The sequence below is a fragment of the Paraburkholderia terricola genome, from assembly GCF_003330825.1.
Taxonomy (GTDB): domain Bacteria; phylum Pseudomonadota; class Gammaproteobacteria; order Burkholderiales; family Burkholderiaceae; genus Paraburkholderia; species Paraburkholderia terricola.
In genome coordinates, this window is record NZ_CP024942.1 from 1,151,311 (window position 1) to 1,165,545 (window position 14,235).

General features: G+C 62.0%; 11 protein-coding genes and 2 pseudogenes. 7 read left to right on the top strand and 6 right to left on the bottom strand.

The genetic code is table 11. The annotated features are described in order from the left end of the window. Nucleotides 1–61 precede the first annotated feature (61 nt). The 3 genes from CUJ90_RS23760 to CUJ90_RS23770 all read right to left on the bottom strand — a co-directional run bounded on the left by CUJ90_RS23760 (nt 62) and on the right by CUJ90_RS23770 (nt 2,343). Nucleotides 62–1,144: a tyrosine-type recombinase/integrase gene (locus CUJ90_RS23760; protein WP_114164057.1), complete on the bottom strand. Its 1,083-nt coding sequence runs from the start codon at nt 1,142–1,144 to the stop codon at nt 62–64. Between the two features lie 55 nt (nt 1,145–1,199). Further along, the gene (locus tag CUJ90_RS23765; RefSeq protein ID WP_114164058.1) at nt 1,200–1,598 is read right to left on the bottom strand and encodes a DUF2471 family protein; all 399 of its coding nucleotides are present in this window, start codon (nt 1,596–1,598) and stop codon (nt 1,200–1,202) included. Between the two features lie 106 nt (nt 1,599–1,704). Beyond that, a complete protein-coding gene (locus CUJ90_RS23770) occupies nt 1,705–2,343 on the bottom strand; it encodes a helix-turn-helix domain-containing protein (RefSeq protein ID WP_073429636.1) in 639 nt (212 codons plus the stop codon). Nucleotides 2,344–2,489: 146 nt separating this feature from the next. Here CUJ90_RS23770 and CUJ90_RS23775 point away from each other — a divergent pair, with 146 nt between their 5' ends. Both CUJ90_RS23775 and tdh read left to right on the top strand, forming a co-directional pair. Beyond that, nucleotides 2,490–3,689, top strand: a complete 1,200-nt coding sequence (locus CUJ90_RS23775) for a glycine C-acetyltransferase (protein WP_114164059.1) — start codon at nt 2,490–2,492, stop codon at nt 3,687–3,689. A 13-nt stretch (nt 3,690–3,702) separates the two neighbouring features. Continuing rightward, nucleotides 3,703–4,734: an L-threonine 3-dehydrogenase gene (gene tdh, locus CUJ90_RS23780; RefSeq protein WP_114164060.1), complete on the top strand. Its 1,032-nt coding sequence runs from the start codon at nt 3,703–3,705 to the stop codon at nt 4,732–4,734. 46 nt (nt 4,735–4,780) lie between these two features. Here the strand turns inward: tdh and CUJ90_RS23785 are convergent, their stop codons facing one another. Then, nucleotides 4,781–5,431 (bottom strand): YceI family protein, encoded by a 651-nt coding sequence (locus tag CUJ90_RS23785; protein ID WP_114164061.1) that lies wholly within the window; start codon nt 5,429–5,431, stop codon nt 4,781–4,783. A gap of 114 nt (nt 5,432–5,545) precedes the next feature. On the opposite strand from CUJ90_RS23785, the pseudogene CUJ90_RS23790 reads away from it, so the two are divergent. The 3 genes and pseudogenes from CUJ90_RS23790 to CUJ90_RS23800 all read left to right on the top strand — a co-directional run. Next, nucleotides 5,546–6,219: pseudogene (locus CUJ90_RS23790) on the top strand (TetR/AcrR family transcriptional regulator); the annotation flags it as partial. A 16-nt stretch (nt 6,220–6,235) separates the two neighbouring features. Beyond that, nucleotides 6,236–6,715, top strand: a complete 480-nt coding sequence (locus tag CUJ90_RS23795) for a nuclear transport factor 2 family protein (RefSeq protein WP_073429632.1) — start codon at nt 6,236–6,238, stop codon at nt 6,713–6,715. 225 nt (nt 6,716–6,940) lie between these two features. After that, on the top strand, nt 6,941–7,459 hold the full coding sequence (locus tag CUJ90_RS23800) for a hypothetical protein (protein WP_114164062.1): 519 nt from the start codon (nt 6,941–6,943) through the stop codon (nt 7,457–7,459). A 124-nt stretch (nt 7,460–7,583) separates the two neighbouring features. Here CUJ90_RS23800 and CUJ90_RS23805 read toward each other — a convergent pair. After that, nucleotides 7,584–8,055, bottom strand: a pseudogene (locus tag CUJ90_RS23805) (BCCT family transporter); the annotation flags it as partial. A gap of 1,015 nt (nt 8,056–9,070) precedes the next feature. On the opposite strand from CUJ90_RS23805, the gene CUJ90_RS23815 reads away from it, so the two are divergent. Beyond that, nucleotides 9,071–9,766: a DNA alkylation repair protein gene (locus CUJ90_RS23815; protein WP_114164063.1), complete on the top strand. Its 696-nt coding sequence runs from the start codon at nt 9,071–9,073 to the stop codon at nt 9,764–9,766. 21 nt (nt 9,767–9,787) lie between these two features. Here the strand turns inward: CUJ90_RS23815 and CUJ90_RS23820 are convergent, their stop codons facing one another. Then, nucleotides 9,788–11,560, bottom strand: coding sequence for a phospholipase D-like domain-containing protein (locus CUJ90_RS23820; protein WP_073429733.1), 1,773 nt, complete (start codon nt 11,558–11,560; stop codon nt 9,788–9,790). Nucleotides 11,561–11,837: 277 nt separating this feature from the next. Between CUJ90_RS23820 and CUJ90_RS23825 the strand changes: the two genes are divergently transcribed. Further along, nucleotides 11,838–14,228 (top strand): ATP-binding protein, encoded by a 2,391-nt coding sequence (locus CUJ90_RS23825; RefSeq protein ID WP_114164064.1) that lies wholly within the window; start codon nt 11,838–11,840, stop codon nt 14,226–14,228. The last annotated feature ends 7 nt before the right edge of the window (nt 14,229–14,235 follow it).

The following is a 14,235-nucleotide window of genomic DNA, read 5'->3' on the forward strand; positions in this document are numbered from 1 at the left end:
TGATGCAATCGCGGACAAATCGTCAAAGGTGAGGAAATTCGGGAGCCAAGGCGTGGGGCTTTCAGGCCTTGCGCGCTGCCGCTTTCCTCGTCAAACGCCCATCGCGCCTGGGTGCCGGTAATGGCGAGGATGCGGGATCCGGCTCATTCACGTTTAACGAATCCTGCTGATCCGTCCATATTTCCCAAGCACGATACAAGCGGTTCGCCGAAACCGCCTGTACAAAGCCCAGCCATTGCCCGACCAGTTCAGCCTCCACACCGCTCTCAAACAGATCCGCGGCAAAACTATTGCGCAAGGTCTGCGGACTCGCTCGTGACACCCGCGATTTCGCGATTCCGGCTGCGTCGATCAATGCGTCGACCGCGCGCAGCATGGTGGCTTTATGCATGGGCCGCCCACACGACGACGCTGGAAAAACCAGGTTCCCGGCTAAGTCGGACAAACGCCGCTCGGCGAGCCATGCGTCCAGAATGGCCACCGCAAACGGCGCGAGGCGAGTGCGCCGCATCAGCATGGGATTGGCCGACTCGATTCTCACCCAGGGCGACCCGCCCCTCACGCAACTCATCGTTAGCGCCGCAGCTTCGCCCGTCTTGAGCCCGCCGCCGAGAAACACGGCGATCAATGCGCGGTCACGCCGCGCTCTCCGGCGCTGCGTCGCGGACAAAGCCGGCAACGGCGAAAACAGATGCGCGACGAGCGCGGCCCGTTCGGCATGGTTCAGAAAACCGGTGGGTTCGTTGTCCCGGGCATTTCGCCATGCCGCTTCGCCATCCTGAGCAATGAAGCGCGCCGGATTGGTCGACGCGGTTTCGATTTCGCTCACGTGATCGAGCACTCGCTCGATCAGCCGCAAATACCGGACGCGCTGCGGTTTGCGGATGTCGAGGCTGGCGACGAAGTCCGCAATGGTCTGCGTATCGACGCTAGTCAAATTCTTTTGCCGCACGCTCAACCAGTCGAGAAAAAGCCCCCATTGAGCCTGATAGACCTCAGCGGAAGAGCGTCTGAAATGCTGTTTGGCGAGCCACGCGTCGAAAGCGATTTGCGGGTCACGACGCCAGTCCTCTCGCTTCTGATCGAAAAGATCGGTGGAAGGCGCGGGGCGCGGAACCGGATCAGACAGATGGGGAGGCGACATGAGCTGCTCTTCCGTCGTTGCGCGGGTAGATGGCAACCGGTCAAAAACGCAGCATTCAGTCGCCCCAAGCGCGCGCGCGTTTCAGAGGCGCGTCTTTGGCAGGCGGTTGCGCTGCGCGACGCGCTGCTTCTTCATAAGCGGAGACGGCGAACGCGAATACCGCAGGCAAGGCGGTGGATGTGCCGAAGTCCACCGCCTCGTCCGTCTCCGGGTAAGGCAGATCGGATGGCCGTTGAAAGAGGCCCAGCATCAGCGCGTCGTGCCGGCTTGCAAAGCCGAGATCCGCCAGCGCCTCGGCTTCGACTGCATGCAGCAAGCGCCAGGTGAGCGGCACCTGCTGCACGATGTAGCGCGCGGCGATATTGCGCACGATGCGTTCGAGATCCCGCGCCGCGGTTTGATAGCGCAGCGCGGCCAGAGCGTGGTCGGCATGGTCGGTTGTCAGGTCGTTCATTGTCGGCTCCAGTCGATACCCTGTACTGTACAAATATACAGTGACGGACGCAACCTCCGACCGACGGCGCGGTTCCGCCGACGCACGCCAATGGCGCATCCGCGAGTCAGCCGTGAATCACCACCAGCAGCGCTTTCGCCTCGCCCTTTCCCGCATTGCGGATGGCATGCGGCTCGTCCGCGACATAGCGCGCGGTGTCCGCTGACTTGAGCCGCTTCGTCGTGCCCGCGGCCTCGATCTCGATCGATCCTTGCAGCACGGTCAGATGCTCGCGCGTGCCAGGCTCGTGCGCATTCGACACTAGCGCTCCGCCCGCCTGCAGCGTCAGCTCGTACCACTCGAACTTGCCGGCCAGTTCGATCGGCCCCCACACACGTAACTGATATTTGGCGTCGTGCCCGCTCAAGGTGGGAATGTCATGCGGACCGGAGACGGCGATCGCTTCGGGCGCCTTTTGTGGCGCGAACAGCGAATCGAGACTGACGCCGAGCGCATTGGTCAGACGCCACGCAACCGCGATGGTTGGATTAGCCTTGTCACGTTCGATCTCGGAGAGCATCGATTTGGACACACCGGCCGCGCGCGACAAATCGTCGAGCGTCATGCGCCGTTCGGCGCGCAGACGCTGAATCTGCTCGCCGACGCGCGGCGGCGCCGCGGTCGCCGCGACGGACGTTGCACCGGCGGTAGGCGCCGCGTTGGCCGCGGCACGGCGGATACCCGAACTTGCCATTTGCTGACCCATCGTTTAGAGTTGTTCGATATACCGGATTTTAGTTCGAAAAAACGAAAATATCCGGTAAAACTGATAGCAGACTATAACAGGCCGCCCCGTGCCGAACCTGCACGATACGTTGACGCGGGCGCCTCCACTTCTCAGGAGTCTGGTTCATGCGTGACCTTTACCTCGCTCATCTGCGTGGCACTCTCGAGCAGATCCGCGCCGACGGCTTCTACAAGAACGAGCGCGTGATCGCCAGCCCGCAATCGGCGGACGTGCGGCTCGCCAACGGCCGCGACGTGCTGAATTTCTGCGCGAACAACTATCTGGGCCTGGCCGACGACGCACGCCTGATCGAAGCCGCGAAACAGGGTCTGGATAATGACGGCTTCGGCATGGCCTCGGTGCGTTTCATCTGCGGCACGCAGACCGTGCACAAGGAACTCGAAACCGCGCTCGCCGCGTTCCTGCAAACCGACGACTGCATCCTCTACTCGAGCTGTTTCGATGCGAACGGCGGCCTGTTCGAAACGCTGCTCGACGACAACGACGCAATCATCAGCGACGAGCTGAATCACGCGAGCATCATCGACGGCGTGCGGCTTTCAAAGGCAAAGCGCTTACGCTACAAAAACAACGACCTCGCCGATCTCGAAGCCCGTCTGAAAGAAGCCGACGCCGCTGGAGCACGCTTCAAACTGATCGCGACCGACGGCGTGTTCTCGATGGACGGCATCATCGCCAACCTCGCCGGGATTTGCGATCTCGCCGACCGCTACGGCGCACTGGTGATGGTCGACGACTCGCACGCGGTGGGCTTCGTCGGCGAACACGGGCGCGGCACGCCGGAACATTGCGGGGTGCTGTCGCGCGTGGACATCCTCACCGGCACGCTCGGCAAAGCGCTGGGCGGAGCATCGGGCGGCTACGTCGCGGCGCGCAGGGAGATCGTGGAATTGCTGCGGCAGCGTTCGCGTCCGTATCTGTTTTCAAACACGCTCACGCCGAGCATTGCCGCCGCGTCGCTGAAAGTACTCGAACTGCTGGCAAGCGAAGAAGGCGCCCAACTGCGCGCCCGCGTGCGGGAAAACGGCGCGCATTTTCGTAGCGCGATGAACGCGCTCGGCTTCACGCTCGTGCCCGGCGAACACCCGATCATTCCCGTGATGCTCGGCGACGCGCAACTCGCGTCGAACATGGCCGATGCGCTGTTGAAGGAAGGCGTCTACGTGATCGGCTTCTCGTTCCCGGTGGTGCCCAAAGGCCGCGCACGCATCCGCACGCAGATGAGCGCAGCGCACACGTCGGAACAGATCGACCGCGCCGTGAATGCATTTGCGCGCGTCGGCCGTCAACTCGGCGTGATCTGAAGCAGAGGCGCATATGAAAGCATTGGCGAAACTCGAACGCGCACCGGGCCTTACGCTCACGGACGTCGAGAAACCCGAAGTCGGCCATAACGACGTGATGATCCGCATCACGCGCACGGCGATTTGCGGCACCGATATTCACATCTGGAAATGGGACGACTGGGCGCAAAAAACGATTCCCGTGCCGATGCACGTCGGGCACGAATACGTGGGTGAAATCGTCGAAATGGGCCAGGAAGTACGGGGCTTTGCGATCGGCGATCGGGTGTCGGGAGAAGGACATATCACATGCGGCTTCTGCCGTAACTGTCGCGCGGGACGCCGGCATTTGTGCCGCAATACGGTGGGCGTCGGCGTGAATCGCGAAGGCGCGTTTGCCGAATATCTGGTGATACCGGCGTTCAACGCATTCAAGATTCCGCCGGAAATCTCCGACGACCTCGCCGCGATTTTCGACCCGTTCGGCAACGCCACGCATACGGCGCTGTCGTTCAATCTGGTCGGCGAAGACGTGCTGATTACCGGCGCCGGACCGATCGGCATCATGGCGGTGGCGATCGCCAAACATGTGGGCGCGCGTAACGTGGTGATCACCGATGTCAACGACTATCGCCTCGAACTCGCGCGCAAGGTGGGCGCGACACGTGCGGTGAATGTGTCGCGCGAATCGTTGCGCGACGTCATGGCCGATCTGCACATGGCCGAAGGATTCGATGTCGGGCTGGAAATGTCGGGCGTACCGAGCGCGTTCACGAGCATGCTCGAAGCGATGAACCACGGCGGCAAGATCGCGTTGCTCGGCATTCCGCCCGCGCAGACCGCGATCGACTGGACCCAGGTGATCTTCAAGGGCCTCGAAATCAAGGGCATTTACGGCCGCGAGATGTTCGAGACCTGGTACAAGATGGTGGCGATGTTGCAAAGCGGTCTCGATCTGTCGCCGATCCTCACACACCATTTCAAGGTCGACGACTATCAGCAGGCATTCGCCACGATGCTCTCGGGCGAGAGCGGCAAGGTGATTCTCGACTGGACGGCCGCATAGAACGAAACGGCCACGAACGGCTAGCGATCAAACGCCCGCACCGCGCTCACCCGCCTGCGGGCGCTCTTCCGAACTCGGCCTGAATCCGCACGTGGATATCGTCGCCGACGGCCGGATACCACGTCGACAAACCAAACTTCGCGCGGCTGAAGCGACCGTCGGCCGAAAAACCGAGCGTGTCTTTTTTCGTGAGCGGATCGCGCGCGAAGCCGTTGAAAGTGACATCGAGCGTGACCGGCTGCGCGACGCCGTGAATCGTCAGATCGCCGGTCAATGTGCCGCGCGATTCGCCGGTGCGCTCGAACCGCGTGCTGACAAAACGGATCTCCGGATAACGCGCTACGTCGAGCATGCTGGTGCTTTTCACCATTTTGTCGAGCAGCGGCACGTTCGTATCGATGCTCGCGGCGTCGATCGTTATCGCCGCGGTGCTCTTCTGCAAACCGCCTTCGTTCCAGTCGAGCTGACCTTGCTTGCGATCGAAGCGCATCGTAAAGCGCGAGTACTTGAAGTGATCGACGTCGAAGGTGATGCTGCAATGATCATGGTCCAGATCGTAGCGCCCGGCCGGCACGCGCGTTTCGTTCTGGCTGACCGAGTGCGTGAGCACCTGTACGGGGGTGCAGGCCATCGCCGTCAGCAACGCTGCGCCCAGCAGCGCGCGCACGAGCGTGGCGCGAAGGATAAGGAGGCTCATGAATGAAGTCCGTTCCGGTTGACCGATCCTGCTCACGATAGCAGTTCGCGTGCTCGATCCGCAAAACCCGCGGAAAAACTTGACGAAGGAGAATGATCGTTCTACCCTTCGGGCATGCCTACCGAATCTCATCCTGATCCCGTGGCGCCCGGCAGTGCGCGTGATCGTCTGCTGGACGCTGCCGAAGCGCTGATCTACACCGGCGGCATCCACGCAACCGGCGTGGATGCGATCGTCAAGCAGTCCGGCACCGCGCGCAAGAGCTTTTACACGCATTTCGGATCGAAAGACGCGCTCATCGCAGCGGCACTTGAGCGGCGCGACGAACGCTGGATGAACTGGTTCATCGCGGGCACCGAGCGGCAGGGCAAGCGTGCGCGAAAACGCCTGCTCGGCATGTTCGATGTGCTGCGCGAGTGGTTTGCGTCAGCGGACTTTCATGGCTGCGCGTTTCTGAACGCCGCCGGTGAAACCGCTTCCGCCGACGATCCGATCCGGATCGTTGCGCGCGACCACAAGGAGCGCTTGCTTGCTTTCGTGCGAACTCAATGCGATGCATACGCTGCGGAGTCGCAAATGGACGCCCGCCGCGCCGCGCGTGTGTCGCGCCAGTGGTTGATCCTGCTCGACGGCGCTATCGCCGTCGCGCTGGTAAGCGGCGAGGCCGACGCCGCGCTCGACGCGCGCGCTACCGCCGAGGTTCTGCTCGACGCCGGGTGTCCCGGCGAGTCACGCCGATCCATAAGCAAGTCCCGAGGAAACCACCGCCATCACGGCGAACCGCAACCAGACTGAGGAACCATCATGGCCGATCCAATCGACACCCGCCCGCCGCTGCCGCCGTTCACGCGCGAAACCGCGATCCAGAAAGTGCGCGCCGCTGAAGACGGCTGGAACACCCGCGACCCCGAGCGCGTGTCGCTCGCCTACACACCGGACAGCGTGTGGCGCAACCGTGCCGAATTCACGCACGGCCGCGCGGAGATCGTCGGACTGTTGCGCCGCAAATGGGCAAAGGAACTCGACTATCGCCTCATCAAGGAATTGTGGGCGTTCACTGATAACCGCATCGCCGTGCGTTTTGCCTACGAATGGCACGACGATTCGAACAACTGGTTTCGCTCCTACGGCAACGAGAACTGGGAGTTCGACGGGCACGGGCTGATGGCGCGCCGCCACGCGAGCATTAACGACCTGCCGATCCGCGAAGCGGACCGTCTCTATCACTGGCCTCTCGGCCGCCGCCCCGATGATCATCCGGGGCTGACCGATCTTGGTCTTTGAACCTTTCCTGAACGATTGGAGGTGAACGCGTGCCGCGCGTTCATCGCTCTGCCATCGGTTCTCCGTCAATGTTGTGTTTCCAGACTGAGGGCACGTCTTGTGCCCGCGTTTCCGGGCGCGTCCTCAACCTCGCCCATGCGGCTTGAGGTACAGTGCGCGACGGATGGCACGCACTCGTACCCGTAACATAGATGACGCCGGCGCGCGACCGGTGGCGGAGAAAACATGCATTTCCGGCAAATAAGAAAGCACATTCGACGCACGGCTCTCGCGCTCGTCGCAAGCGTGGCCGGCGCGTCTGCCGCGCATGCAGGCAACTGGTGCGAGGGCGGCGTATGGGTCGACGCCATGATCGGCTCGTATCACATCAAACCGGACGCAGGCACCGATTTCGAACCGTTCAATCCGGGCCTCGGCGTGGAATGCTGGCTCAACAATCAATGGGCGCTGACTGGCGGCGGCTTTCGCAACTCGCTGCGGCGGCCTTCCTATTATGGCGGCGGTGTGTGGGCGCCGGAGTTCGCGCACTGGGGCATCGTGCGAATCGCGGCGATGGGCGGAATCATTTCGGGCTACAACTACGGCGACTGGGGCCTCGGCCGCGACCATACGGTCGGACCGGTGCTCGCGCCACTCGTGATGGTGGAATACAAGCGCGTCGGGGCTAACTTAATCGTGATTCCACCGATCCCCTCGGACAACCTTCCGTTCACGATCGGGTTTCAGTTGAAGGTGAAGTTCTGAAGGCTGATCCCGATTCGCAAAACAGGTCGCGAGTTCTGGAAAACACTGGCGCTGGGCGTGGTCAGTTGTGATCGCCCATGCGCTCAGGCGGTAGATCTTTTGAGTAACGGTTAGTCTGTTCGCCGACTACATCAATCACGTCGTAGACGGCCCACGCGTGGAAGCCCCAATGAAAGAACGTGATCAGCATGGCTTCACGCGTCGCCGCGGGCGTGTCGCCAAGTGCGGTGGGCGGCTTCAGATAGTGCTGCATCGGCTCGCCGACACCGAAGTACATCAATCCGATACCCATACCTGCCGCAAATAGCATCGCGGTCCATGACTCAAAACTGAACTCTGGCCCGGCATCATCGGGGCCGAGGCGGATGTCGCCAAAACGGCTCGCGGGCACCACGATCAGGAATACGAGGAAGAGGGTGACGGCCAGCGTATAGAACCAGTCGAACTGACGGCTTATCCAGGCCCTGCGCATGCGCCCATAGCACGTTGGCTTCCTCTGGCCAGACAGCGCAGCGCAACAGCAATCCGCCGATGACCAGCAGCGAGGGAACGACGACGGGTGCGGACAGCGTAGTCGTGATACGCGCATTTTTGATGCCCTGATTCTGCACGATGAGCGATCTCCGTATGATGCCGTTTCGGACAGACAGCACCAGCGAGTTCAAGGCAGTCCAAATAATCTTGGATGATAGTGCTTCTGCACTACGTAAAAAGCATGGCAAGCGACGATATTAATTTGAGGTATACGGGACTCGTTGCGCCCCCCTCGGCTTCCCAAAGGTGAGCCATTCCAGGAGGTGAAGAATCGCCGCGATCGGCGCGCACCTTCGATAAGGTGAAGATCTCCAGGGAGTGCGCCTCCCAGCCGCTGAGGGTGATTCGCCGCGCGTTCAAAAACGCACTCGAGCGCGTCCCGGTGCACCGCCGATATCGTTGTTCCCCTTACATCCTCTTCCATATGCAAACAAAGCGTGAGCGCGCCGCACCGCGCCGAAAGGCGCACCCATACCGCCTGCGCTTTGCTGGACGCCGACGCTTGCCGCAGCCGGTTGCCACAACGATCGTTTTTCACACCGAGGTTGTAACGGCTCCGTAAAACATGATCTTTCGCGGATTGATACGTTGCGGGTGACACGTGCCGCCGCCAATCGGGAGACGGGTTCGCGTGACTATAGATATAGCGAAGGAGCAAAGCATGAAGAAGCTGTTGGCAATTGCGGCCCTGGCCGTGTTGAGCGCAACCTTGAGTGGATGTTGGTGGGGACCGCCGCCGGGTGGTGGCGGCGGTGGGCCTGGCGGCGGTGGCCCGGGCGGCGGCCGCGGCGATGGGCCGCATGGCGCGATCGTTATTCCTGACAGAGTTGGCAACGTCGCTCAGGGCTAGCCAGTCGGTAACCGATAGCGAGGGGTGTTCCGGTTCAAACGGAAGCTCAAAGGTGAGAAGGTTCGGGAGTCCGCGCGGTGAGAATAACGCTACCTGTCTGCGCACTTTGAAGTCAAAGGTGAGGGAATCCGGGAGCACTTGCCCGTCTCGATCAAATCGGCGATCGTTAACCGCAAACAGATAGACCATGCGATCCAACGCGGTTCAGATCGGGCAGTCATCGCGCAATGACACCCCACGCTTTCGGCAAGGAAATCAAGGCGGCGCTCGCCCCGCACGCCGACGCGCAGCGCTCGCTCGCGATGCGCGCCTGCATGCGAAACCAGTTCGCGTTCATCGGCGTGCCGGCGCCGTTGCGGCGGCAAGCGGTATCGCCGGTGTTCAAGCGGCTTCCCGCGGACAATGCCGGGCACTTGCTGGCCTGCGCCAATGTCTTATGGTCCATGCCGCAACGCGAATACCAATACGTTGCCACCGACCTGTTGGCGCGCAAATGGCAGGCGCTCGGAATTGCGGATATCGCGCATCTACTGGCAATCGCTCAACGAAACGCCTGGTGGGATTCGATCGATCCGCTCGCGGGCGTGGTCGGCGACGTGTTGAAAGCGGCGCGAGCACAGACCCCGCAGGCGCAGGCCGCGATGGTCGCGGCGCTCGAGCATGAATTCCTGTGGGTTCGGCGCATCGCGATGCTTCATCAACTCGGCTGGCGCGAGCATACCGACGAAGCACGTCTGTTCGGCTACGCCCGTTCGTTGGCATCGGAAAGCGACTTCTTCATCCGCAAGGCGATCGGTTGGGCTTTGCGCGATTACGCGCGGCACGCTCCGGAGGCGGTGAGCGGCTTTCTGTCCGCTTCGCGCGACCTCATCTCACCGCTCACTGTGCGCGAGGCGTCAAAGCATCTGCCATCAATCCGCTGACGCCTCGCGTGCTGACCCAACTCAATCCGCGCCGTGCGCCAACGCGACGCGCGCCTTCGCCTCCGGGCTATCCGCGACGAAGTACTTCTTCGCCCATGAGCCGTTCGGCGCCAGCATCAAGCGCTGATGGGTGCCGCTGTTCTTTTCACGTATCGCCAACGCGCGCGCCCGATAGTGCTCGTAGAGCCGCAGGAATTCGGCGAGATAGGTGCCGGCAAGGCGGCGGTCGCGAATTTCCAGCAGGTTTTCGTCGTTGAAGTGTTCCGAGTTGTTGCTCATATTGGCGGAACCCGTGTAGACGACCGGATTCGCGCCTTCGGCGTCGATCACGAGAAACTTGTGGTGGATGATCACGGGCGCGTAGCCCGGCGCGCTCTCGCCGGGAAAGAGCCGCAGTTCGGGTTCGAATCCAGCGGGCACGGTGGCCGGCGAAAAGTATTCGGCATCGATCACATCGCGCTTATCGCGGCCGCGGTGATAAAGCTCCATGTTGGCCAATGCCGTGCTCGTGACGATCTGCCCGTTCTGCTGAGCCTTTTCCGCCGCTTCGGCGGATTGCGCGCTGATGTGATTTACGAGGCCGAACATCATTCGCCCTTTGTCGCCTGCCGCGAAACAGGCATCGCGCAGCGGCGCGTCGGTCGGCATGAAGAGACAAAACAACACGGAGTGCTTCGCCTTGCTGATTGCGTCGACGATGGTGTCGATCTGCAAACGCGAGTCCTTCGGTTCCGGCGAAAAACAGACGCGGACCTTCGCGGTGCCGATTTCGATCGAATCGGACCAGCCCGGCGCGAGCTTCGCCGTGGCGGCGATACTCGGGTTGGCGGCGAGGCTCTTCGCACGATCGCTGTAAAGCGCGGCGAGTTGCGGCGAATCGAACAGATGAAGCACGTTGGCCTGCTCGGTGATGCCTTCGGTGGTGAAGTTCGCCGACCCCGTCAGCACGCGCGCCGGCGTTGCCTCGCCGTTGCCGTCGTCCACGGCGACGAACTTGTCGTGCATGATGTGCGTCTTGTCGCGCGGCGCGAAGGTGGCGAGGTCGGCGAGCTGATCGACCGCTGGCTGATTCGGCGAAGGCGCGGGCGGCTTGCCCTTGCGCGCCACTTCATGCGAATCGTAGACGATCGCGAGCGACGCCTTGCCCTGCTGCTTGCCGAACGCTTCGAAAGCAGGAATCGCCCATAGCGGATCGGTGAGGTGATACACGGCCGAAGCCGCACGCCGCGCGTGAGCGAGCGTCAGGTCGAAAACGTCCTGCAAATCGTTCGCGAGCCACGTGCGCAGGCGCAACGCCTGGTCCGTCGTGGGAGCCGCATGCGGCGCAAGATGCAGCGCCGCGACTTTGCGCGCGAACGCCTGCGAACTGACCACGGCGCGGTTGAACCAGGTGCCGACCTTCGATTCGATATGCGCGGGCAGCGTTAACCTGCATTCGCCCTTTTGCGTGTCGAGCAATTGCGGCGCATCGGGCGTGCCGACAAACGGATAGACGAGATAAGTGAATGACGTTTCCCGATCGGGCTCGTCGATGCGCGCGTCCCACCACATGAATTTTTGAATCGGCGCCTCGTTCGAAGGCGCGTCTTTCTGCGTGTCCGGCACGGCGCCCTGGAACGTCAGGCGGTTCGGCAACCAACTGCTGGCTTCGCGCTCCTGTCCGTCGGCCGCGAAAAAACCCGGGCTCCGTTTGATTGCGAAGCCGAGGAAGTCTTCACGCGTGCCGCCTTCCGGCCAGTCGAAGGCAAGCAGCACGAGTGTCGGAGATAGATAGCTGCGAACGCTGACGCTCATCATTAGGCTCCTCGGTGACGGATGGTGAAGCTTTCAGTCTGGGCGCGCATTTTGTTGGAACGGTGACAGACACGAATAAAGCGGCATCCATTAACGGCGCGGCATGCGAAAACTTTAGAAATTTATTCGGCGCTTTCGACCGCGCGCAAAACTCCGTAGTCATCGCTTAGTAACATGCGTCAGCAATACTCGGCGACGCTGCAAGTACGACCCATTTCGTAAAAAACGCGCTGCTCCGACGAGAGCCGACGCAAAGGCCACACCCCGGGGGTTTCACATGACTATCCGTCATCGCATCACGCTATTGGTGCTGTTGATGTTCGTCGCGTTGTCCGCGATCGGCGCTTACGCCGTCTATCAGACGCGCGGCAGCGCAGCAGAAGTGCGCAAGGTAACTGAAGGCGTGGTGCCCAGCGCGCTTGCCTCCGCCGACCTGGTATCGCAGGTCAAGGACGTGCAACTGGCCACGATGACGCTCGTGTATGCGCCCGACGGCGACGTGGTTGCGCAGGCTCGGGACGAACTCAGCAAGAAAAGAGTCTCGCTGCAACAGGCGCTCGCGCTCCAGGCCAGGGACGCCGCGAGCCACGCGCAAAAGGGTCTCGTCGACCAGGCCAACGACAGCCTGCGGAATTACTTTTCCGCCATCGCCGAGACGGCGAAAATGAAGGCCGCCGGCAAGAACGAACTCGCACAGGCGTATCTGTTCGCGAACGTCGCGCAGTATCGCGATGAGCTTGAAGGCATTGTCGAAACGTTGCGGGTCGAGAAAAACCGCGAGAAAGACGAAGCGATCACCGCGCTGAACGCCACGCTCGCGACCACCACGACGGCCATCGCGATCGTTACCGGCATCGCGATCATTCTGCTGACTTTGATCGGCTCGCTGCTTTACCGTCAGATCACGTGCCCGCTCAGCCGCATGCAGGCAATGATGAGCGAGATCGCATCGAGCCAGGATTTCACGCGGCGCGTGCCGGTAGGCCGGCTCGACGAGATCGGCCATTCGATCGTCGCCTTCAATGGAATGATCGAAAAGATCCGGGAAAGCTCCGCGCAACTCAAGCAGAAAACTGCCGACATTCAGGCGATGTTGCAGAACATGCAGCAGGGCATTCTGACGGTGATCGACGGCGCCGTGATCCACGCGGAGTACTCCGCGTATCTGGAAGACATCTTCGAAACGAAGGAGATCGCCGGCCGTGGCCTCATGGATCTGGCGTTCTCGGAGACCGATATCGGCCTGGACGCGCTTTCGCGAATCGATGCCGCGGTGCATGCGTGCCTTGGCGAGGATTGCATCAACTTCACGTTCAATCAGCATTTGCTGGTAGGCGAGATTTCGAAGCGCATGCCCGACGGCCGCGTGAAGATTCTCGACCTGAGCTGGTCGGCGATCACCGACGAAAACGACGTCATCGTGCGCCTGATGCTCTGCGTGCGCGACGTCACCGAACTGCGCAAGCTCGCGGCTGAAGCGAGCGAACAGCGCCGCCGTCTCGACATGATCGGCGAGATTCTCGCGGTGAGCGAAGAGAAGTTCCATCACTTCATTGAAAGCTCCGCAGGCTTCATTAGCGAGAACGAGCGGATCATCCGCAAGCATTCCGAGGCGGACCACGCGGCGATTGCCGAACTGTTCCGCAACATGCACACGATCAAGGGCAACGCACGCATCTACAACCTGCAGCATCTGACCAACGTCGTTCATGAAACGGAGCAGAGCTATCACGAACTGCGCCAGCCGGATGCGGACCGCCCGTGGGACCAGGAGCATTTGATGCGGGAGTTGACGCGCGTGCGCGAGGCCATCGAGAGCTACGCGAGGATCAACGAACAGAGTCTCGGCCGCAAGGGCAAAACCGGCGTGAACGATGCCGGTCACGCCGGACGCTATGTGATGGTCGAGAAGGAGCACATCCAGCGCACGCTGGGCATGCTGGATCGAACCGACGCGAACGAGCTTCAGGAATTGCAATCGATGCGCGACGCGATGCGCAAGACCTTGCTCGCGCTAGGCAGCGAAAGCGTGCGTGACGCGCTGTCCGGCGTGCTGGATTCGCTGCCGTCGCTCGCGAGCGAACTGGGCAAGCCGGCGCCGGTCGTGCACATCGACGACAACGGGTATCGTCTGCGCGGCGCGGCGGGCCGCACGCTGAACGACGTGTTCATGCACCTGCTGCGCAATTCGATGGACCACGGCATCGAAACCGCCGAGACTCGCAGCGCTCAAGGCAAGACACCGGCCGGCACGATCGGCATCGACGTGGGCGTGGACCGCGGCGCCCTACAGATCACACTTAGCGACGACGGCCGCGGCCTCGCGCTGGAACGCATTCGCGGCATCGCACTCGAGCGCGGCTGGATTCGCGCGGACGAACCGCTGGGCGACGAAGCAATCGCCGAATTCATTTTCCGGCCCGGCTTCTCGACTGCGGAAACGATCACGGAGGTTTCGGGCCGCGGCGTCGGCATGGACGCGGTCCGCGATTTCCTCGAGCGCGAAAACGGCCGCATCGAATTGCGTTTCACCGACGATCGAAAGGGCGCAGCGTTCCGCCAATTCCAGACGATCGTGTGCCTGCCGGATAGCGTCGCCGTCGATACGCTCGGCGCGGACGCGCGCGGCGCCGCCAGCGAACTGCGACTCGGTGCGATCGCCGGCTGAGCGCCCA

Coding starts and splice junctions, on each gene's coding strand:
- CUJ90_RS23760 (WP_114164057.1), bottom strand. CDS start 1,144: ATGTCGCCTCCCCATCTGTCTGATCCGGTTCCGCGCCCCGCGCCTTCC.
- CUJ90_RS23765 (WP_114164058.1), bottom strand. CDS start 1,598: ATGAACGACCTGACAACCGACCATGCCGACCACGCTCTGGCCGCGCTG.
- CUJ90_RS23785 (WP_114164061.1), bottom strand. CDS start 5,431: ATGAGCCTCCTTATCCTTCGCGCCACGCTCGTGCGCGCGCTGCTGGGC.
- CUJ90_RS23795 (WP_073429632.1), top strand. CDS start 6,236: ATGGCCGATCCAATCGACACCCGCCCGCCGCTGCCGCCGTTCACGCGC.
- CUJ90_RS23800 (WP_114164062.1), top strand. CDS start 6,941: ATGCATTTCCGGCAAATAAGAAAGCACATTCGACGCACGGCTCTCGCG.
- CUJ90_RS23775 (WP_114164059.1), top strand. CDS start 2,490: ATGCGTGACCTTTACCTCGCTCATCTGCGTGGCACTCTCGAGCAGATC.
- CUJ90_RS23815 (WP_114164063.1), top strand. CDS start 9,071: ATGACACCCCACGCTTTCGGCAAGGAAATCAAGGCGGCGCTCGCCCCG.
- CUJ90_RS23825 (WP_114164064.1), top strand. CDS start 11,838: ATGACTATCCGTCATCGCATCACGCTATTGGTGCTGTTGATGTTCGTC.
- CUJ90_RS23770 (WP_073429636.1), bottom strand. CDS start 2,343: ATGGGTCAGCAAATGGCAAGTTCGGGTATCCGCCGTGCCGCGGCCAAC.
- CUJ90_RS23820 (WP_073429733.1), bottom strand. CDS start 11,560: ATGAGCGTCAGCGTTCGCAGCTATCTATCTCCGACACTCGTGCTGCTT.
- tdh (WP_114164060.1), top strand. CDS start 3,703: ATGAAAGCATTGGCGAAACTCGAACGCGCACCGGGCCTTACGCTCACG.